The 20007-nt window shown below is 42.3% G+C and carries 18 protein-coding genes; 15 read left to right on the top strand and 3 right to left on the bottom strand.

Annotated features, from left to right (window positions below; all coding sequences use genetic code 11):
• Positions 1-5: 5 nt before the first annotated feature.
• From msbA to tcdA, 6 genes are read left to right on the top strand one after another with little or no spacing between them, the layout of a single operon-like run.
• Complete coding sequence (msbA, locus tag BM378_RS00700; RefSeq protein ID WP_065979878.1) at positions 6-1748, top strand: lipid A export permease/ATP-binding protein MsbA; 1743 nt, start codon at positions 6-8, stop codon at positions 1746-1748.
• On the top strand, positions 1748-2728 hold the full coding sequence (gene lpxK, locus BM378_RS00695) for a tetraacyldisaccharide 4'-kinase (protein ID WP_074988257.1): 981 nt from the start codon (positions 1748-1750) through the stop codon (positions 2726-2728). The genes msbA and lpxK overlap by 1 nt, the downstream gene beginning before the upstream one ends.
• Positions 2718-2915, top strand: coding sequence for a Trm112 family protein (locus BM378_RS00690; protein WP_036968654.1), 198 nt, complete (start codon positions 2718-2720; stop codon positions 2913-2915). Before lpxK ends, BM378_RS00690 begins: the two co-directional genes overlap by 11 nt.
• Complete coding sequence (gene kdsB / locus BM378_RS00685) at positions 2903-3670, top strand: 3-deoxy-manno-octulosonate cytidylyltransferase (RefSeq protein WP_036968651.1); 768 nt, start codon at positions 2903-2905, stop codon at positions 3668-3670. Before BM378_RS00690 ends, kdsB begins: the two co-directional genes overlap by 13 nt.
• Positions 3663-4337 (top strand): TIGR01621 family pseudouridine synthase, encoded by a 675-nt coding sequence (locus BM378_RS00680; protein ID WP_065979880.1) that lies wholly within the window; start codon positions 3663-3665, stop codon positions 4335-4337. Before kdsB ends, BM378_RS00680 begins: the two co-directional genes overlap by 8 nt.
• On the top strand, positions 4338-5135 hold the full coding sequence (gene tcdA, locus BM378_RS00675) for a tRNA cyclic N6-threonylcarbamoyladenosine(37) synthase TcdA (RefSeq protein WP_036968641.1): 798 nt from the start codon (positions 4338-4340) through the stop codon (positions 5133-5135).
• Between the two features lie 6 nt (positions 5136-5141).
• Here the strand turns inward: tcdA and BM378_RS00670 are convergent, their stop codons facing one another.
• The 3 genes from BM378_RS00670 to BM378_RS00660 form a co-directional block, all read right to left on the bottom strand.
• A complete protein-coding gene (locus BM378_RS00670) occupies positions 5142-5555 on the bottom strand; it encodes a SufE family protein (protein WP_074988256.1) in 414 nt (137 codons plus the stop codon).
• Positions 5556-5568: 13 nt separating this feature from the next.
• Complete coding sequence (locus tag BM378_RS00665) at positions 5569-6783, bottom strand: aminotransferase class V-fold PLP-dependent enzyme (protein WP_074988255.1); 1215 nt, start codon at positions 6781-6783, stop codon at positions 5569-5571.
• 111 nt (positions 6784-6894) lie between these two features.
• A complete protein-coding gene (locus BM378_RS00660; RefSeq protein ID WP_036968634.1) occupies positions 6895-8181 on the bottom strand; it encodes a citrate synthase in 1287 nt (428 codons plus the stop codon).
• 409 nt (positions 8182-8590) lie between these two features.
• On the opposite strand from BM378_RS00660, the gene sdhC reads away from it, so the two are divergent.
• From sdhC to argA, 9 genes are all read left to right on the top strand, one after another.
• The gene (gene sdhC, locus BM378_RS00655; RefSeq protein ID WP_065979883.1) at positions 8591-8968 is read left to right on the top strand and encodes a succinate dehydrogenase, cytochrome b556 subunit; all 378 of its coding nucleotides are present in this window, start codon (positions 8591-8593) and stop codon (positions 8966-8968) included.
• Positions 8959-9306, top strand: coding sequence for a succinate dehydrogenase, hydrophobic membrane anchor protein (sdhD, locus tag BM378_RS00650; protein WP_036968629.1), 348 nt, complete (start codon positions 8959-8961; stop codon positions 9304-9306). The genes sdhC and sdhD overlap by 10 nt, the downstream gene beginning before the upstream one ends.
• Positions 9307-11079, top strand: coding sequence for a succinate dehydrogenase flavoprotein subunit (gene sdhA, locus BM378_RS00645; RefSeq protein ID WP_074988254.1), 1773 nt, complete (start codon positions 9307-9309; stop codon positions 11077-11079). It begins immediately after the preceding gene.
• Between the two features lie 10 nt (positions 11080-11089).
• Positions 11090-11806 (top strand): succinate dehydrogenase iron-sulfur subunit, encoded by a 717-nt coding sequence (locus tag BM378_RS00640; RefSeq protein WP_065979885.1) that lies wholly within the window; start codon positions 11090-11092, stop codon positions 11804-11806.
• Positions 11807-11891: 85 nt separating this feature from the next.
• Positions 11892-14711: a 2-oxoglutarate dehydrogenase E1 component gene (locus BM378_RS00635; RefSeq protein ID WP_065979886.1), complete on the top strand. Its 2820-nt coding sequence runs from the start codon at positions 11892-11894 to the stop codon at positions 14709-14711.
• A gap of 3 nt (positions 14712-14714) precedes the next feature.
• Positions 14715-16229 carry a 2-oxoglutarate dehydrogenase complex dihydrolipoyllysine-residue succinyltransferase gene (odhB, locus tag BM378_RS00630; protein WP_036968619.1) on the top strand — a complete coding sequence of 505 codons (1515 nt, stop codon included), beginning with the start codon at positions 14715-14717 and terminating at the stop codon, positions 16227-16229.
• A 176-nt stretch (positions 16230-16405) separates the two neighbouring features.
• The gene (sucC, locus tag BM378_RS00625) at positions 16406-17572 is read left to right on the top strand and encodes an ADP-forming succinate--CoA ligase subunit beta (protein WP_036968617.1); all 1167 of its coding nucleotides are present in this window, start codon (positions 16406-16408) and stop codon (positions 17570-17572) included.
• On the top strand, positions 17572-18444 hold the full coding sequence (gene sucD, locus BM378_RS00620; RefSeq protein WP_036968616.1) for a succinate--CoA ligase subunit alpha: 873 nt from the start codon (positions 17572-17574) through the stop codon (positions 18442-18444). Before sucC ends, sucD begins: the two co-directional genes overlap by 1 nt.
• Positions 18445-18627: 183 nt before the next feature.
• A complete protein-coding gene (gene argA, locus BM378_RS00615) occupies positions 18628-19968 on the top strand; it encodes an amino-acid N-acetyltransferase (protein WP_036968615.1) in 1341 nt (446 codons plus the stop codon).
• Positions 19969-20007: the final 39 nt, after the last annotated feature.

The raw sequence follows: 20007 nt of genomic DNA, 5'->3' as shown, positions 1-20007 counted from the left end.
GTGTTATGGATCAAACTACAACCCAAATCTATAAGCGATTAGTGAGTTATGTCGGTGATTACAAATTAATCGCGTTTTTTGCAATCGTGGGCATGATTGGTTATTCAGCAATGGACGCCTTGTTTATCAACTTAATGAAACCTTTCATTGATGAAGGGTTAAATGCCCGTAATTCGAAGGTGTTAACATATGCTCCATTTGTCGTTGTTGCACTGGTATTGGGACGTGGGATGTTCAACTACATGTCATCGTATTGTTTGAGTTATGTTGGCTCACAAGTCGTGCGTACATTACGCCAACAGTTATTTGAACATATTTTACATTTACCCGTTTCTTTTCATGATAAAAATTCGAATGGTGATTTAATATCAAAGATCACATTTGATACAGAACAAGTACAGCAAGCGATTACCAAAGCATTATTAATTGTGGTGAGAGAGGGCGCCTTTGTTGTTTTCTTATTGTTTAATATGTTTTATACCAGCTGGAAATTATCACTTATTTTCTTAGTGATTATTCCTCTCGTTGCAGTGATTGTTGCGTTTGTATCTAAACGTTTTCGAATGATTTCAAAAAAAATTCAATCGGCAATGGGTCAAGTTACCCGTACTTCAGAGCAAATGTTGTCAGGCCATAAAGTGATCCATGGTTTTGGTGGACAACAACAAGAAATCGCTCAGTTTTCTGCAATTAACAACCACAACCGCCAGCAACGCATTAAAATGGATGCGACGAAAGCTTTAAGCGTGTCGATTATACAAATATTAGCAGCCAGTGCGATGGCGGTTATTTTATGGGTTGTATCGATGCCGTCGATGATTGACACGATAAGCTCAGGTGATTTTGTGTTATTAATTTCATCTATGATGATGCTGTTAAGACCTTTAAAGCAACTTTCTAATGTGAACAGCGACCTTCAGCGAGGTATTTCGGCTGCACAAAGTATATTTTTAGTACTTGATGAAGAAATCGAAAAAGACACAGGTACATATACAGTAGATAAGGTAACAGGCCGCATTGAAATTAAAAACGTGACATTCTGTTACCCTACTAAAGAAGAGCCTGTTCTTAAAAACTTAACACTCAGCATTGATGCCGGTGAAAGTATTGCATTGGTCGGGCGCTCAGGCTCGGGTAAATCTACAATCTCTAATTTATTACCTCGTTATTATGAATTAGAAGGTGAAAGCGAAATATTACTCGACGGTGTGTCACTTGCCGATTACAAGCTAACGGATCTTCGTAAACAGTTTGCATTGGTCTCTCAGCAAGTCGTGTTGTTTAGCGACACGATAGCGAACAATATTTGTTATGGGTTAGACAGAAGTTTGACTGAAGATGAATTAATTGCTGTTGCCAAGCAGGCCCATGTTTGGGAGTTTGTAAAAGACTTACCTGAGGGTTTAAATACCCTGGTAGGAGAAAATGGTGTGATGTTATCGGGTGGTCAACGTCAGCGTATTGCCATTGCGCGAGCCATCTTAAAAGATGCACCTATTTTGATTCTTGATGAAGCAACTTCAGCGCTTGATACCGAGTCAGAGAAACTGATCCAACAGGCACTTGATACTTTAATGAAAGAGAAGACATCAATCGTGATTGCGCATCGTTTATCAACGATTGAAAACAGTGATTGTATTTATGTTATCGATAATGGCCAAGTAATCGAAAAGGGCACTCATAACGAGCTGCTAGAAAAAAACGGTACTTACTCTGCGCTTTGTAAGATGCAATTTGGTGAACAATAGTGAGTATGATTGAACAAAGCTGGTACAAACAGCCCCGCTTTTTAACGGTGCTGCTTTTACCTTTGAGCTGTATCTTTTGGCTAATTTCAACCTTACGAGTTAGTCTCTATAAGCTCAAAATACTCAAGGCGTTTAAGGCCAATGTTCCTATCATTGTCGTTGGCAATATTAGCGTAGGTGGTAATGGTAAAACCCCCTTTGTTATTTGGCTCGCTGAGTACTTACAACAGCAGGGTTTAAAGGTCGCGGTAATCAGCCGTGGATATGGCGGTAAGTCTTCGAGTTATCCGCTGTTAGTCACACAAAAAACAACCCCAAGTGAAGCGGGTGATGAACCTGTACTTATTCAACGTCGGCTAGGATGCGTGGTGATGGTAGGACCCAATCGCCAAGCGAGTATTGAAAAGCTGCAACAAGAACACGCTATTGATATCATCATTTCAGATGATGGTATGCAGCATTATAAAATGGCGCGTGATATTGAGTGTTGTATTGTCGACAGTGAACGCCAGTTTGGCAATGGATTTTTGATGCCTGCAGGCCCGCTAAGAGAAACTAAAGCGCGTTTAAAGTCAGTTGATGTTGTGGTAGAGAATGGTGGGGCGACAAACTACCGCTATGACTTAGTACCCAGCCAATTTAGATCGGTTGCATCCTTTGAACGCGTATCAGATACGCTAAATACCGGGCACGCTATCAGTGCAATTGGTAATCCTTTACGCTTTGAGTTAAGCCTTAAGCAACAAGGCATAGACCTGCTTTCGACACACCATTTTCGAGACCATTATAACTATCAACCGACTGATTTTTCGGACTTTGAAAATGATGCCGTGTTCATGACTGAAAAAGACGCAGTAAAGTGCTTTAGTTTTGCTAAACCTAATTGGTATTATCTACCTGTTGATGCAAGGCCGACTGCCGCTGTTATTGAAAAATTACATTCATTATTAAAACAAAAAGGGATCCTTCATGGCCTTTGATACAAAATTACTTGAAATAATTGCTTGCCCAGTATGTAAAGGTAAGTTGCGCTTAGATAAAGAAAATCAAGAGCTTATAAGTACTGCTGCAAAATTAGCTTACCCAATAAAAGATGATATCCCTGTGCTTCTTGAAAACGAAGCGCGTGAATTAAGCCAAGAAGAGGTTGATAAGTGGAATTCGTAGTTGTCATTCCTGCACGCTATGCTTCTAGCCGCTTACCGGGTAAACCCTTAGCTGACATATGTGGTAAACCCATGATCCAGCATGTTTACAACAAAGCGGCTGCATCAGGTGCAAGTGCTGTGTATGTTGCCACCGATCATCAAGCGGTGTTTGATGTTGTAAAGGGCTTTACAGATAACGTATTAATGACACGTGAAGACCATCAATCGGGTACAGAACGACTTGCCGAAGTGGTTGAAAAGCTAAACCTTGCCAGTGACACGATTGTCGTCAATGTACAAGGTGATGAGCCATTATTGGCCAGTGAAAACGTCAGTCAGGTGGCAAAGTTACTGGCTGAATCTGATGCACCGATGGCAACGCTCAGTGCTAAAATAACTGACTCTGATGATATATTTAACCCGAATTGTGTCAAAGTTGTCAGTGATACTGAGCAAAACGCACTGTATTTTTCACGGGCGCCTATTCCTTATCATCGCGATGCAATGATGAACGACGATAACAGCACGCTAAATCTGGCTGATTATGCGCGTCATATTGGTATCTATGCGTATCGTGCTGGCTTCATTCAGCAATATATCGCATTGCCTGAATCGCGTTTAGAACAACTTGAGTCACTTGAACAGTTACGTGTTTTATACCACGGCTATAGCATTAAAATTGCAGGAGCTGTGTGTGAACCTCAAGCCGGTGTTGATACACCCGACGATCTCACACGTGTAATAGCCGCTTTGAGCAACGAGTGCAATGACTGATGTTCACGCTGTTCACCTTCACGCTAGCGAAGATGACTTTTTTGTTTTTTACAAACCTGCGGGCGTTAGCTTTCACAGTGAAGACTGTGCAGGGTTTGTTGTACTTGCAGAGCAACGAGTGAATGAAAAGCTGTTTCCTGTTCATCGGCTAGACAAAGTAACGTCAGGGTTAATTATTTTAGCCAGAAACAAGCAGGCAGCAGCAGAATTTACATCGCTTTTCACTGCGCACCAAGTGAATAAATTTTACCTTGCTGTGAGTGATGAAAAACCTAAAAAAAAGCAAGGCTGGATCAAAGGTGATATGCAAAAAAGTCGCCGAGGTGCGTTTAAGTTGCTAAAAAGCCAAGAAAACCCAGCTATCACGCGCTTTTATTCAAAAAGTATTCGCCCCGGCCTGCGCGCATACTTATTAAAACCTTTTTCTGGCAAGACGCATCAATTAAGAGTGGCAATGAAAAGCATTGGTGCGCCTATATTGGGTGACGTTACTTATGCTGGTACGCCAGATGAACGTACTAATTTGCATGCATATGCCCTGCAATTTATGTATCAAGGTCAACTAAAAGAATATCGCTGTGCGCATACGACAGGCGCATATCTCAATGAAGTTTTTAACGCAGACGAATTCAAAGAGTGGCTGACTCCTTGGACGTTGGATTGGTAAATGAAAGAAACAACACAAGACATTCGCTTTGGTGGTATCAAGCGCTTATATGGCCATCAACAATTTGATTGGTTACAGCAAGCACATTTTTGTGTCATAGGTATTGGTGGCGTTGGAAGCTGGGCTGCTGAAGCATTAGCACGCACCGGGGTAGGTCAATTGACGTTGATTGACTTAGATGATATTTGCGCAACGAATGTTAATCGTCAAATACATGCTTTAACTGGCACGATTGGTGACGCTAAAGTAGACGCGATGAAAGCGCGTTGTGAATTAATTAATCCAGATATTAAAGTCAATGTCATTGATGACTTTATTACTCTAGATAACATTCGTGAGCACATTCAGGGCTTTGATTATGTAATTGATTGTATTGACGCAGTAAAAGAAAAAGCGGCACTGATAGCCCATTGTAAGCGAGTCAAGTTACCTGTTATTACAACCGGTGGTGCTGGGGGGCAAACGGATCCTAGCCAAATTAGTTTTGGTGATGTTGCTAAAACAACCCATGACCCATTGCTTGCAAAAGTCCGTTATATTCTCAGAAAACAGTACAACTTTAGTAGCAACCCTAAGCGAAAATTTAATGTTGATTGTGTTTATTCAACCGAACAATTAGTGTATCCAACGTCCGACGGTGAAGTGTGTCAAGCAAAACAAGGCGCAGATGGCTCGATGAACATGGATTGTAACAACGGTTTTGGCTCAGCAACCATGGTAACGGGTAGCTTTGGCTTTTTTGTTGCAGCCAAAGCAATTAGAAAATACCTGGATAAAAAACAGCGAAGTTTAAAATAGCGCTTTTTAGCGCTTTTCCTGAGCCATAGTTTGAATTTTATCAACCATGGCTTTTATGCCGTTGCCGCGTGATGGGCTTAAATGGCTAATTAGACCAAGTCGTTCAAATTCGTTATAGGCATTAATTTGAGTTGCTTGCTCGGGTGTTAGACCATTGTATAAGGCCAAAATTAAGGCCAGTAACCCTTTAACAATACGTGTATCAGAATCACCCGCAAGCACTAGGCTGTTTTCGGAGTGGTCAAAATCAATATAAAGCCATACCTTACTTTCACAGCCTTTTACAAGCGCATCATCAACTTTTAAAACATCGGGCATGACCGGTAGCTTTTTACCTAACAGCATAATTTGACGATATTTTTGTTGCCAGCCATTTGCATTCTCGATGTCTTGAGTCACGGTGTGAAAAGGTGAATTCATAATATATCCAACATTAATCTAATAGTTCTATACAGTGCTTGAGTGCTTTAATAAACGCATCAACATCGTCAAGTGAATTATACAGTGCGAAGCTCGCTCTTACAGTGCCAGGAATGCCTAATTTGCTCATAATTGGTTGGGTACAGTGATGGCCACTACGAACAGCTATGCCGTAACCATCCAGTAGCGTTGCTAAATCAAATGGATGCTCATCACGATAATTAAAACTGATATTGCCAATGTTATTTTCTTTATGCGAATAAATAGTAATCCCCGCAATGGTTGATAATTGTTTTATCGCATAATTGAAAATTGTATGCTCATGTTGACGCATTCCATTGAAATCAAGTGCTGTTAAATAAGCGATTGCTTCGGCAAAGGCGATTACGCCTGCAATGTGTGGCGTACCCGCTTCAAATTTGCCTGGCGCATCACGAAATGTACTGTGTGTTAAGCTTACAGTCTCAATCATTTCGCCACCTGTTTGATAGACATCAAGCGTATTTAAGCGTGAGTAACGACCATAAAGCCCCCCCAATCCTGTTGGGCCCAGCATTTTATGTGCAGAGAAAACATAAAAATCACAATCGAGTTTATTTAAATCGGGTCTTAAATGCATCGCCGCCTGTGCGCCATCAATAACAGAAGTCGCATTAACTTCTTTGCAAGCAGTGATAATTGGCTCTAAGTCAGTGATATTTCCTAATGTATTCGAAGCATGGGTTACAGCAACAACGCTCGGTTTATGCTCGCGAATAAATGCAGCACATTCATTACTATCCAAGACTAAATCAGCTGTAATGGGCAAAATAATGAGCTCTGCATTTACTTTTTTTGCAAGTTCTTGCCACGGAACGATATTAGCGTGATGCTCAATCGCTGAAATCGCTATTTTATCGCCTGATTTTAGGTGTGAAGTTAGGCCGTTTGCAATTAAGTTTAGTGATTCGGTTGCCCCTTTAGTCCAAACAATTTCGGTACGCTGTACATTGAAATACTCTGCGATTGCTGTTCGTGTATCTTCATAGCGACGTGTCGCATGCTCACTGAGAAAATGGCGACCGCGATGAACATTGGCATTTTCAGCACTGTAATAGCTTTCTAAGGCTTTGATAACTGATAGAGGCTTTTGCGAGGTAGCTGCTGAGTCTAAATACACTAATGGGTATTCATTTACTGTCTGTGTGAGTAAAGGAAAGTCGGCGCGTATAGTTTCGAAATCAAACATGGATAAGCCTAAACAACAAGAATGCGACGATTTTAATTACTTTGCACAAATAGACAAGTGGTGGGCAATAAAAAAGGCCGCTTAGCGGCCTTTTTTAAACACGAAATCGTATTAACGCTTGTCTGTTGGTACGTAATCGCGTGATGTTTCACCAGTGTATAACTGACGTGGGCGGCTGATCTTGTGGCCAGGTTGAGATAGCATCTCATCCCAGTGAGAGATCCAACCAACAGTACGAGACATAGCAAAGATTACTGTGAACATGCTAGTCGGGATACCGATTGCTTTTAAGATGATACCTGAGTAGAAATCTACGTTAGGGTATAGTTTCTTCTCTACGAAGTACGGGTCTTCAAGCGCGATTTGTTCAAGTTTCATTGCGATATCAAGCAATGGATCTTGAATGTTTAGCTCTGCTAATACTTCATGACATGTTTGACGCATTACCGTCGCACGTGGGTCGAAGTTTTTGTAAACACGGTGACCAAAGCCCATAAGACGGAATGGGTCTGACTTGTCTTTCGCTTTAGCAACGTATTCGTCGATACGGTCAACAGAACCGATTTCTTCTAACATGTTAAGACATGCTTCGTTAGCACCGCCGTGTGCAGGGCCCCACAGTGATGCGATACCAGCAGCGATACATGCGTAAGGGTTTGCACCAGATGAACCCGCTAAACGAACCGTAGACGTTGACGCATTTTGCTCGTGGTCAGCGTGAAGCATGAAGATTTTGTCCATTGCTTTAGCTAAAACTGGGCTCACTTTGTATTCTTCAGCAGGCACAGAGAACATCATGTGTAAGAAGTTTTCAGCAAAGCTTAAATCGTTGCGTGGGTAAACAAACGGTTGACCAACGTTATATTTGTAAGCCATTGCTGCGATTGTCGGTAACTTAGCTACTAACTTAATCGCGCTAGTTTTACGCTGTGTTGCATCAGTGATGTCTAAATCTTCATGGTAGAAAGAAGAAAGTGCACCTACTACACCACATAGCATTGCCATCGGGTGAGCATCAAAGCGGAAACCTTGGAAGAAGTTTGCAATTTTAGTATCAAGCATTGTGTTGTGCGTGATTTCTTGTGCAAACGCATCGTATTGTTCTTTAGTCGGTAACTCACCATTAAGTAACAAATAGCAAAGCTCGATGTAGTTTGATTCATCAGCTAATTGTTCAATTGGGTAACCACGGTGTAAAAGAACACCTTTACCGCCATCGATGTAAGTGATTGAAGATTCACATGAACCCGTTGACATGAAACCTGGGTCGTAAGTGAAATAACCATGAGAACCTAACGTACGTACGTCGATTACGTCTTGGCCAGCAGTGCCTTGGTAAATTGGAAGTTCGATTGGATCAAGACCATCAATATGGACCGTGGCTTTCTTATCCGCCATCTATTTATCTCCTATTAAGATAACAACTCTGATTGTTATGTTCTGAATCTGTTTAAGCACATTCTTTTCATTTTAACGTGAAAGAGGGGTGTAAAGTCAATTTTTATAAATAGTATGCATAAAAGGATAATAAATATTCTGTCAGGATTAAATATTATACCATTGGCTAATTCGCAAACGTCTCTTACTAAACAAGAATTGTAAAAAGACCATTGGCTATATATACTATCCAAGGTTTTATACCGTATTGTCTGTAGGTAAACTTTATTTTTACATTTGAGTTTTGCACCAGTGTGAACTTTTTGTGTATTAACACGGTTTACTTAGATAGTTCCATCGAAATTCATTTTGATGGGTTTTAGAAAAACAAGTAGATGAGCCCCTAAGTGGGCAAGATGGGCAAGTAACTGTGAAAAAGCAAAGACCTGTAAATCTAGATCTAACAACTATATCTATGCCGGCTACGGCTAAAGCATCAATTCTTCACCGCGTCACCGGTGTTGCATTATTTTTTGCTTTAACGTTTGTCATTTGGGCGTGGTCTGAGTCTCTTTCTTCTCCTGAAGGTTTTGAATTCGTCAAGGGTCTGTTCAGCGGATTCATTGCCAAATTCATAGCGTGGGGTACCATTTCTGTATTGGCGTATCACCTAATTGGTGGTATCCGTCATATCATTATGGATATGGGTCACTGGGAAGAACTTGAATCAGGTAACTTCAGCGCTAAAGTTGCAATGGCTTTAGGCGTTGTTGCTGCAATTCTAGCAGGAGTGTGGATATGGTTTTAAATCAAGCAACTCTTAAACGTGATGGTGTACAAGATTACGTATCACTTCGTACAACCGCTTTAATTATCAGCGCTTACGCGATTTTTATTGTTGGCTATTTTTTATGTACACCCGAAGTCACTTTTGAAGCCTGGCAAGGCCTATTTTCAAACCTAGCAATGAAAGGGTTTACACTAATTACCCTTGTTTGCATCATGGTTCACACCCGTATTGGCCTTTGGCAAGTATTAACTGACTATGTTAAATGCGCTAAATTACGTGCTGTTTTAGGCTTTGTATTAAACCTTATGGCCGTTGCTTACGTAGCAATAGGTCTAATCGTTTTATGGGGTGTTTAAGTGAATTATTCTGTTCGTGAATTTGACGCTGTAGTGATTGGTGCCGGTGGTGCAGGTATGCGCGCAGCACTTGCAATCACTGAGTCAGGCAAAACCTGTGCACTTATCTCAAAAGTTTTCCCTACACGTTCTCACACTGTGTCTGCACAGGGTGGTATTACGGTGGCTTTGGGTAACTCACATGAAGATAACTGGGAATGGCACATGTACGATACGGTTAAAGGTTCCGATTTCATCGGTGACCAAGACGCTATCGAATATATGTGTAAAACAGGCCCAGAAGCTATTACTGAATTAGAAAACATGGGCTTACCATTTTCTCGTTTTGAAAATGGCCGTGTTTATCAACGTCCTTTCGGCGGTCAGTCGAAAAACTTTGGTGGTGAACAAGCTGCACGTACTGCAGCCGCAGCTGACCGTACTGGTCACGCATTATTGCATTGTCTTTACCAACAAAACGTTAAAAACAAAACAAATGTATTCTCTGAGTGGTATGCATTAGACCTTGTTAAAAACAGCGACGGTCACGTTGTTGGTTGTACAGCAATCGACATCGAGTCAGGTGAAGTTGTTTATTTCAAATCTAAAGCGGTTGTTTTAGCAACAGGTGGTGCAGGTCGTATCTTTGCATCAACAACTAACGCGCACATCAATACAGGTGACGGCGTTGGTATGGCAACACGCGCGGGTGTTGCAATGCAAGATATGGAAATGTGGCAGTTCCACCCAACCGGTATTGCTGGTGCGGGTGTACTTGTGACGGAAGGTTGTCGTGGTGAAGGTGGTTACCTTCTAAACAAAGACGGCGAACGTTTCATGGAGCGTTATGCACCTAATGCGAAAGACTTAGCATCGCGTGACGTTGTTGCTCGTTCAATGATGACAGAGATTCGTGAAGGCCGTGGTTGCGATGGTCCTTATGGTCCACATATCAAGCTTAAGCTTGACCACTTAGGTGAAGAAACTCTAAACCTTCGTCTTCCAGGTGTTTGTGACCTTGCGAAAACATTCGCACACGTTGACCCTGCTAAAGAGCCAATTCCAGTTATCCCAACATGTCACTATATGATGGGTGGTGTTCCAACTAACGTAAATGGTCAAGCATTACAAATTGATGCAAATGGCCAAGAAAAAGTTGTTGAAGGCTTATTCGCTGTTGGTGAAATTGCGTGTGTATCTGTACACGGCGCTAACCGTCTTGGCGGTAACTCACTACTTGACTTAGTTGTATTCGGCCGAGCTGCTGGTAACTTCTTAGGCAAATACCTAAACGGTGTTGAAGCGGGTAAAGATGCGTCTGATTCAGACCTTGAAGCATCGCTTGCACGCTTTAATCGTTGGGAAAGCTCTAAAGCTGGCCAAGGTGAAGACCCTGTTCAAATCAAGAAAGACCTGCAAATGTGTATGCAACTTAACTTCTCGGTATTCCGTGAAGGTGATGCAATGGCAACAGGTCTTAAAGAGCTTAAAGAAATCCGTGAACGTCTTCAGTATGCGCGTCTTGATGACAAATCAACTGAATTCAACACAGCACGTATTGAATGTTTAGAGCTTGATAACTTGATGGAAACAGCTTACTCAACTGCAGTAGCTGCAAACTTCCGTACAGAAAGCCGTGGTGCTCACTCTCGTTTCGACTACCCAGATCGTGATGACGAAAACTGGCTATGTCACTCAATTTTCAATCCTGTAACGGATGAAATGAGCAAACGTGAAGTAAACTACGCGCCGAAACTGCGTGAAGCTTTCCCACCTAAAGCACGTACATACTAGGAGCGAGACGATGGCACAAGTACAATTTTCCGTTTATCGTTACAATCCAGATATTGATAACGCACCACGTATGCAAGACTTCTCGCTAGAAACGCAAGAAGGCCAAGATATGATGGTGTTGGATGCGCTTATGAAATTAAAAGAGCAAGATCCAACGTTATCATTCCGTCGTTCATGCCGTGAAGGTGTGTGTGGTTCAGACGGTATCAACATGAATGGTAAAAATGGTTTGGCATGTATCACGCCTTTATCAACGCTACTTAAAGGTGGCAAAGGTAAAATCGTAATTCGTCCATTACCTGGTTTACCTGTGGTACGTGACCTTGTTATTGACATGAGTCAGTTCTACACTCAATACGAAAAAGTAAAACCTTATCTTATCAACGACACGCCAGCGGCGGGTGAGCGTCTTCAGTCAATCGAAGAACGCGATAAGCTTGATGGTTTATATGAGTGTATTTTATGTGCATGTTGTTCAACATCGTGTCCTTCGTTCTGGTGGAATCCAGACAAGTTCATCGGTCCAGCAGGCCTTCTTCACGCATATCGTTTCTTGGCTGATAGCCGCGATACAGCGACAGAAGAGCGTCTTGCTGACCTTGACGATGCGTTCAGCGTGTTCCGTTGTCACAGTATCATGAACTGTGTTAGCGTGTGTCCAAAAGGTCTTAATCCGACCAAAGCAATTGGACAAATCAAGTCAATGCTTTTAAATCGTTCGGTTTAAAATATTGAATATGTAAGGTGGTTAATTTATTAACCACCTTGTTTTTACAACAATTAATTTCTGCGCTAAAGAAAAGGGCTTATAAATGCACGAAGGTGTGATGAAGGCATGGCTAGAATCTTCTCACTTAAACGGCGGTAACGTTGCTTACGTAGAAGAGCTTTATGAAGCGTACTTAGATGATGCGACTTCTGTGCCAGAAGAATGGCGAGAAGTGTTCGAACAATTACCAAAAGTTGATGGTGTGGATGTTGACGTAAAACATTCTGAAGTTCGTGCACAATTTGCGGAGCTTGCTAAAAACAAGCATAGAGAAGTGGTGGTAGCAGAGGGTGGCTCTGGTGATCCTAAACAGGTCAAAGTGCTACAACTTATAAATGCTTTCCGTTTCCGTGGTCACCAAAATGCCAACCTAGATCCATTAGGTATCTGGCAACGCGAACGTGTTCGCGATCTTGAATTAGAGTACCACGATTTATCTGAAGCTGATTTTGACCGTGAATTCAATGTGGGTTCGTTTGCAGTCGGTCGCGAAACCATGCCTTTAGGTGAGTTATATCAAGCACTTAAGACCACGTACTGTGGTTCTGTTGGTGCTGAGTATATGCATATCACATCGACTGAAGAAAAGCGTTGGTTACAACAGCGTTTGGAATCAGTGCAATCACGCCCAACTTTTTCTAAAGAAGAAAAGCTGCGCATCCTTAAAGGGTTAACAGCAGCGGATGGTCTTGAAAAATATTTAGGGGCTAAGTTCCCTGGTGCAAAACGTTTCTCACTTGAAGGTGGTGATGCGTTAGTACCAATGCTTAAAGAACTGATTCATCGTGCAGGTGAAAGCGGACAAAAAGAAGCTGTTATTGGTATGGCTCACCGCGGTCGTCTGAACGTACTAGTGAACGTTTTAGGTAAAAACCCATCAGATTTATTTGATGAGTTCGCTGGTAAACATAAAGATACATTAAGCTCAGGTGACGTTAAATATCACATGGGTTATTCATCTGACTTTGCGACTAAGGGTGGCAATGTGCACATGGCACTTGCATTTAACCCGTCTCACCTAGAAATCGTAAACCCGGTAGTGATGGGTTCGGTTCGTGCGCGTCTTGACCGCTTAGGTGATAAGTCAGGTATTAAAGCACTGCCTATTACAATTCATGGTGACTCTGCGATTGCAGGTCAAGGTGTTGTACAAGAAACATTTAACCTATCACAAACTAATGCATTTAGTTGTGGTGGTAGTATCCGTATTGTTGTTAACAACCAAGTTGGTTTTACAACGTCTAAACAGGCTGATGTGCGTTCTACACCATACTGTACAGATATTGCGAAGATGGTTCAGGCACCTATTTTCCACGTTAATTCTGATGATCCAGAAGCCGTTGCATTCGTAACACAAATTGCGCTTGATTTCAGAAATCAGTTTAAACGTGATGTTGTTATTGATTTGGTCTGTTATCGCCGTCATGGTCATAACGAAGCGGATGAGCCTAATGCGACTCAACCACTTATGTACCAAAAAATCAAAAAACACCCTGTTCCTCGTTTAATCTATGCTGATCAGCTCGTGGCTGAAGGTTCATTCACTGAAGACGAAATTAAAGTACTCGCAGATGATTACCGTAATGGCTTAGACCGTGGCTCGTGCGTTGTTGAAGAAATTCAACCTGAAACATCTCATTCATCTGATTGGGCTAAGTTCGTTGGTCACGATTGGGATGTAGAATACGACGCTAAAGTGTCGGTAGAGAAACTTAAAGAACTTGGCGAGAAAGTCGCAAGTTACCCAGAAGGTCATAAAGCACAGTCTCGTGTTAAGAAAATCTACGACGACCGTAAACTAATGGCATCAGGTGAAAAAGCACTTGATTGGGGTATGGCAGAAACACTGGCTTATGCAACACTTGTTGATGCAGGTACTGATATCCGTTTAACGGGTCAAGACTCAGGCCGTGGTACATTCTTCCATCGTCATGCTGTTGTTCATAATCAACAAGATGCATCAACTTACTTACCGTTGCAAAATATCAGCGAAAAGCAAGGTGCATTTGAAGTATACGATTCAGTGTTATCGGAAGAAGCGGTGCTTGCGTTTGAATATGGTTATGCGACTGCAGAACCTACATCATTAGTCATGTGGGAAGCCCAATTTGGTGACTTTGCGAACGGCGCTCAAGTTGTATTTGACCAGTTCTTAAGTTCAGGCGAGCAAAAGTGGGGCCGTTTATGTGGTCTAACGTGTTTGTTACCGCATGGCTATGAAGGTCAAGGTCCTGAGCATAGTTCAGCCCGTTTAGAGCGTTTCTTACAACTGTGTGCTGATCACAACATGCAAGTGTGTGTGCCATCAACACCTGCGCAAGTTTACGCAATGCTACGTCGTCAATCAGTTCGTCCACTGCGTCGTCCTTTGATTGTTATGACACCGAAGTCATTATTACGTCACCCATTAGCAACATCAACACTGGAAGAGTTATCTGAAGGTGTGTTCTATAATATGATTGACGAGATTGATGACATCCCAGCAGAGAAAGTTGAACGCGTTGTTTTCTGTAGCGGTAAAGTTTACTACGAACTACTTCAAGAGCGTCGTAAGCAAGAGCTTAATAATGTTGCAATTGTTCGTGTTGAACAACTTTATCCATTCCCACACGATGAGATGGATGCAATCATGCAGCGTTATCAACACGTTAAAGACTTCGTTTGGTGTCAAGAAGAGCCACAAAACCAAGGTGCTTGGTATTGTTCTCAACACCACTTTGTCGATGCAATTCCACAAGGCGCTAAATTAAAATATGCTGGCCGTAAAGCATCAGCATCGCCAGCATGTGGTTACATGTCAGTGCATACTAAAGAACAACAAGCGCTCGTTGCAGATGCGCTTACTATTGAAAATAAAGGATAAGCAATGAGCACAGAAATTAAAGTTCCTGTACTTCCTGAGTCGGTTGCTGATGCTACCGTAGCAACATGGCACGTAAGTGTTGGCGACAAAGTAAGCCGTGACCAAAACTTAGTTGATATTGAAACAGATAAAGTTGTTTTAGAAGTAGTTGCACCAAACGACGGTGTCATTACTGAAATTTCACAAGAAGAAGGTGCAACCGTACTTGGCGAACAAGTAATTGGTTTACTTGGTGATGCAGATGCTGCACCAGCAAGTGACGATTCTGCTAAAGAATCAGCACCAGCAAAATCAGAAGACGCGCCAGCGGCGCAATCAGCACCAGCATCAGAAGGTAAAGAAGTGGACATTAAAGTACCTGTACTTCCAGAATCAGTCGCAGACGCGACAATAGCTACTTGGCATGTTCAACCAGGTGAAGCGGTAACGCGCGACCAAAACCTAGTTGACATCGAAACTGATAAAGTTGTTCTTGAAGTTGTTGCTCAAGAAGACGGTATCATGGGCGAGCACATCCACGCAGAAGGCGAAACAGTGCTTGGCGAACAAGTGATTGGTACTGTTAAAGCGGGTGCAGCACCTGCTAAAGCAGAATCGAAAAAAGAAGAAGCGGCACCAGCAAGCGATTCAAGCGATAGCTCAGACGTATTAACACCGTCAGTGCGTCGTCTAATCGCTGAAAAGGGCCTTGATGCATCAAAAATCAAGGGCACGGGTAAAAATGGTCGCGTAACGAAAGAAGACGTTGATACATTCTTAAAAGCGCCTGCGGCTGCACCTAAAGCAGAAGCGGCAGCACCTGCTGCACCTATGGGTGACCGTACTCAAAAACGTGTTCCAATGACGCGTTTACGTAAGACTATTGCAAATCGCCTTCTTGAAGCGAAAAACTCAACTGCAATGTTAACAACATTCAACGAAGTAAACATGAAACCTATCATGGACCTTCGTAAGCAGTATCAAGAAGTATTCGAAAAACGTCATGGTATTCGTTTAGGTTTCATGTCTTTCTATGTGAAAGCAGTAACAGAAGCGCTTAAACGTTTCCCTGAAGTGAATGCATCAATCGATGGTGATGATATTGTTTATCACAACTACTTCGATATCAGCATCGCGGTATCAACACCACGTGGCCTAGTTACACCAGTACTTAAAGATTGTGACAAGTTATCAGTTGCAGAAATTGAAAAAGGTATCCGTGAATTAGCGCTTAAAGGTCGTGACGGCAAATTAACACTTGATGATATGACAGGTGGTAACTTCACTATCACTAATGGTGGTGTATTCGGTTCGTTACTTTCTACACCGATTATCAACTTACCTCAGTCATCAATCTTAGGTATGCACAAAATCCAAGATCGTCCAATGGCTGTAAATGGTAAAGTTGAAATCTTACCAATGATGTATTTAGCGTTATCGTACGATCACCGTCAAATTGATGGTAAAGAATCTGTTGGTTTCTTAGTGACAATTAAAGAGTTACTTGAAGATCCAACACGTTTATTACTAGATGTTTAATCTAGTTGTATAAAATGTAAGCTGTGGACTGCGTTCACAGCTTTTTTTTTGCGCCTTTGGTCTAACTGGGGTTTTCATGTTGAGCCTTGGGATTTATACTAGGTGCGCAATTTGGGATAGCTGTTTATTTGCATAAATATTCAGCTCTTTTAGTATAAAAAATTGGATAAAGCATCATGAATTTGCATGAGTATCAGGCAAAACAACTTTTTGCCGAATATGGTTTACCAGTTTCTCACGGTTACGCTTGCGATACACCTGAAGAAGCTGCAGCAGCTGCTGAGAAAATTGGCGGTGATATGTGGGTTGTTAAAACACAGGTTCACGCAGGTGGCCGTGGTAAAGCTGGCGGTGTTAAGCTAGTTAAAACAATCGACGAAGTTAAAGAGTTCGCTGCGAACTGGTTAGGTAAAAACTTAGTTACTTACCAAACAGACGAAAATGGTCAGCCAGTAGCTAAAATCCTTGTTGAGAGCTGCACTGACATCGCTAACGAATTATACCTAGGCGCTGTAGTAGATCGTGCTTCTCGTAAAGTTGTTTTCATGGCATCTACTGAAGGTGGTGTTGAAATCGAGACTGTTGCTGAAGAAACGCCAGAGCTAATCCACAAAGCTGAAATCGATCCACTTGTAGGTCCTCAAGCGTATCAAGCTCGTGAATTAGGCTTCAAACTAGGTTTAAACCCAACGCAAATGAAACAGTTTGTTAAGATCTTCATGGGTCTTGCGAACATGTTCAACGATTTCGATTTCGCATTATTAGAAATCAACCCGCTTGTTATCACAGACGAAGGCAACCTTCACTGTCTAGATGGCAAAATCGGTGTAGATGGTAACGCGCTTTACCGTCAACCTAAAATCCGTGAAATGCACGATCCATCTCAAGAAGATGCACGTGAAGCTCACGCTGCAAGCTTCGAGCTTAACTACGTTGCACTAGACGGTAACGTGGGTTGTATGGTTAACGGTGCAGGCTTAGCAATGGGTACGATGGACATCGTAAACCTACACGGTGGCAAGCCAGCTAACTTCCTAGATGTTGGTGGCGGCGCGACGAAAGAGCGTGTATCTGAAGCATTCAAGATCATCCTTTCAGACGACAACGTAAAAGCTGTTTTAGTTAACATCTTCGGTGGTATCGTTCGTTGTGACATGATCGCAGAAGGTATCATTGGTGCAGTTAAAGAAGTAGGCGTAAACGTACCAGTAGTAGTACGTTTAGAAGGTACTAACGCTGAACTAGGTCGTGAAGTACTTGCTAATTCTGACCTTAACATCATCGCTGCTGAATCACTAACAGACGCAGCTGAAAAAGTTGTTGCTGCTGCGGAGGGCAAATAATGTCTGTATTAATCAATAAAGATACAAAAGTTATCTGTCAAGGTTTCACTGGTGGCCAAGGTACTTTCCACTCTGAGCAAGCGCTTGAGTATGGTACACAAATGGTTGGTGGTGTTAGCCCAGGTAAAGGCGGTCAAACGCACCTTGGTCTTCCAGTATTCAACACAGTACGTGACGCTGTAGAAGCAACTGGCGCAACTGCATCAGTAATCTACGTACCAGCACCTTTCTGTAAAGATGCAATCTTAGAAGCTATCGATGCTGGCATCGAGCTTATCGTTTGTATCACTGAAGGTATCCCAACACTAGACATGGTTGACGTTAAAGTTAAGCTTGAGCAAACTGGTGTTCGCATGATCGGTCCTAACTGCCCAGGTGTTATCACTCCGGGTGAAACTAAGATCGGTATCATGCCTGGTCACATCCACAAGCCTGGTAAAGTAGGTATCGTATCACGTTCTGGTACACTTACTTACGAAGCGGTTAAGCAAACTACTGATGCTGGTTTCGGCCAATCAACATGTGTTGGTATCGGTGGCGACCCAATCCCTGGCACTAACTTCATCGACGTTTTAGAAATGTTCGAAAAAGACGAGCAAACTGAAGCAATCGTTATGATCGGTGAAATCGGTGGTACAGCAGAAGAAGAAGCTGCTGAATACATCAAGCACAACGTAACTAAGCCTGTTGTTTCTTACATTGCGGGTGTAACTGCGCCTCCAGGTAAGCGTATGGGTCACGCGGGTGCAATCATCGCAGGCGGTAAAGGTACTGCTGATGAGAAATTTGCTGCATTAGAAGCTGCTGGCGTTAAAACAGTACGTTCACTAGCTGACATCGGTGCTGCACTTAAAGAGAAAACAGGCTGGTAATCGGTCCTTAATCTCTTAAAAAGAGGCTCGCTTATGCGGGCCTTTTTTATTGCTAAATTCACTGTCAATTTTTATTCATAAATAAAGAATAAAAATTCTTTATTTATGAATAAAAATTCCTTACACTAATTCCTCTGTTTCCGTTTTAATAAAAAACGCTTGAATTTAAAAGGTAATTAGCACGTGCGTACTACAGAATTAGTAGACGGATTTCGTCAGTCGACTCCTTATGTAAATGCCCATAGAGGCAAGACTTTCGTTGTAATGCTGGGTGGTGAGGCGATAGACCAGCCAGGCTGTCGAAGCATTATTAATGATGTTGCTCTATTAACAAGCTTAGGTATTAAGATTGTTTTGGTGTTTGGCGCACGGCCACAATTTAATGCCGCTTTGAATGAGGTTGGCATAACTAGTCATTTTCATAACGAGATCCGTGTTACCGATAACACCACTTTTGAAGTGATTAAAAAAGTGGCCGGAGCAATGCAATTTGACATCACCGCACGTTTATCCACGTCATTAAGTAGCACCCCCATGTCGGGCTCATTTTTAAATGTAGTCAGTGGTAATTTTGTTATAGCGCAGCCTTTAGGCGTTGATGAAGGGGTTGATTACCACCACTCGGGGCGTGTTAGGCGAATTGATGTTGAGGGAATACGCCACCAACTCAATAACAATAGTATTGTGCTCCTAGGTCCGATTGCTGCCTCAGTGACGGGTGAGAGCTTTAATTTAACCGCAGAAGAAATTGCGACTCAGGTTGCTTTAAAGCTCAGAGCAGACAAAATGCTAGGGTTTAGCCAAGATGCAGGTATTTTAGATGAAAATGGCGAAGCGATAGCAGAATTAATGCCAAACGAAGCCGAGCGAGTGTTAGAGCACTATCGCACTCATACACCTTCATGTTTGAGCGCCCCTGTCTTTTTGCAAGCTGCTATTGATGCATGTCGGGGCGGGGTGCATCGGTGTCACCTTGTCAGCTACAAAGAAGATGGTGCCTTATTGCAAGAGCTCTTCTCTTTGGATGGTATCGGGACCCAGATTGCGCCGCAAAGTTCTGAACAACTTCGTAGTGCAACGATCAGTGATATAACCGGTATCTTAAACTTAATTAGACCACTTGAAGAGCAGGGCTATTTAGTGCGTCGCTCAAGAGAGCAATTAGAGATAGAAATTGAGCAATTCACAGTGATTGAGCGTGATGGACTTATTATCGCGTGCGCTGCCCTTTACCCATTTGATGAAGAGCAGGTTGGTGAATTTGCAAGCCTTGCTGTTCACCCTCAATATCGTGATGCAGACCGTGGCAGTAATTTATTACGTTTTATAATTAATAAAGCCAAACGGTGTGGTTATCATGGGTTATTTGCGTTAACAACGCGCAGTATTCATTGGTTTATTGAACAAGGTTTTGAATTGGTGACGGTCGATGAACTGCCCGCGAAGAAAAAGTCGCTGTATAACTACCAGCGACGCTCAAAGGTATTACGCTTAGACTTATCTAAATTACCAAAAAATCGTTAAGGTAAAAGGGGTGACACATCGCTGTCACCCACGTAAAAC

Origin of the sequence: Pseudoalteromonas lipolytica, assembly GCF_900116435.1 — a bacterium.
Taxonomy (GTDB): Bacteria; Pseudomonadota; Gammaproteobacteria; order Enterobacterales; family Alteromonadaceae; genus Pseudoalteromonas; species Pseudoalteromonas lipolytica.
This window is presented reverse-complemented; position numbering and strand designations above follow the sequence as displayed.

What these genes read in the sequence shown, in the direction of transcription:
- msbA (WP_065979878.1), top strand. Translation starts at nt 6, where the DNA reads ATGGATCAAACTACAACCCAAATCTATAAGCGATTAGTGAGTTATGTC.
- BM378_RS00690 (WP_036968654.1), top strand. Translation starts at nt 2,718, where the DNA reads ATGGCCTTTGATACAAAATTACTTGAAATAATTGCTTGCCCAGTATGT.
- BM378_RS00680 (WP_065979880.1), top strand. Translation starts at nt 3,663, where the DNA reads ATGACTGATGTTCACGCTGTTCACCTTCACGCTAGCGAAGATGACTTT.
- tcdA (WP_036968641.1), top strand. Translation starts at nt 4,338, where the DNA reads ATGAAAGAAACAACACAAGACATTCGCTTTGGTGGTATCAAGCGCTTA.
- BM378_RS00670 (WP_074988256.1), bottom strand. Translation starts at nt 5,555, where the DNA reads ATGAATTCACCTTTTCACACCGTGACTCAAGACATCGAGAATGCAAAT.
- BM378_RS00665 (WP_074988255.1), bottom strand. Translation starts at nt 6,783, where the DNA reads ATGTTTGATTTCGAAACTATACGCGCCGACTTTCCTTTACTCACACAG.
- BM378_RS00660 (WP_036968634.1), bottom strand. Translation starts at nt 8,181, where the DNA reads ATGGCGGATAAGAAAGCCACGGTCCATATTGATGGTCTTGATCCAATC.
- sdhD (WP_036968629.1), top strand. Translation starts at nt 8,959, where the DNA reads ATGGTTTTAAATCAAGCAACTCTTAAACGTGATGGTGTACAAGATTAC.
- BM378_RS00640 (WP_065979885.1), top strand. Translation starts at nt 11,090, where the DNA reads ATGGCACAAGTACAATTTTCCGTTTATCGTTACAATCCAGATATTGAT.
- BM378_RS00635 (WP_065979886.1), top strand. Translation starts at nt 11,892, where the DNA reads ATGCACGAAGGTGTGATGAAGGCATGGCTAGAATCTTCTCACTTAAAC.
- odhB (WP_036968619.1), top strand. Translation starts at nt 14,715, where the DNA reads ATGAGCACAGAAATTAAAGTTCCTGTACTTCCTGAGTCGGTTGCTGAT.
- sucC (WP_036968617.1), top strand. Translation starts at nt 16,406, where the DNA reads ATGAATTTGCATGAGTATCAGGCAAAACAACTTTTTGCCGAATATGGT.
- sucD (WP_036968616.1), top strand. Translation starts at nt 17,572, where the DNA reads ATGTCTGTATTAATCAATAAAGATACAAAAGTTATCTGTCAAGGTTTC.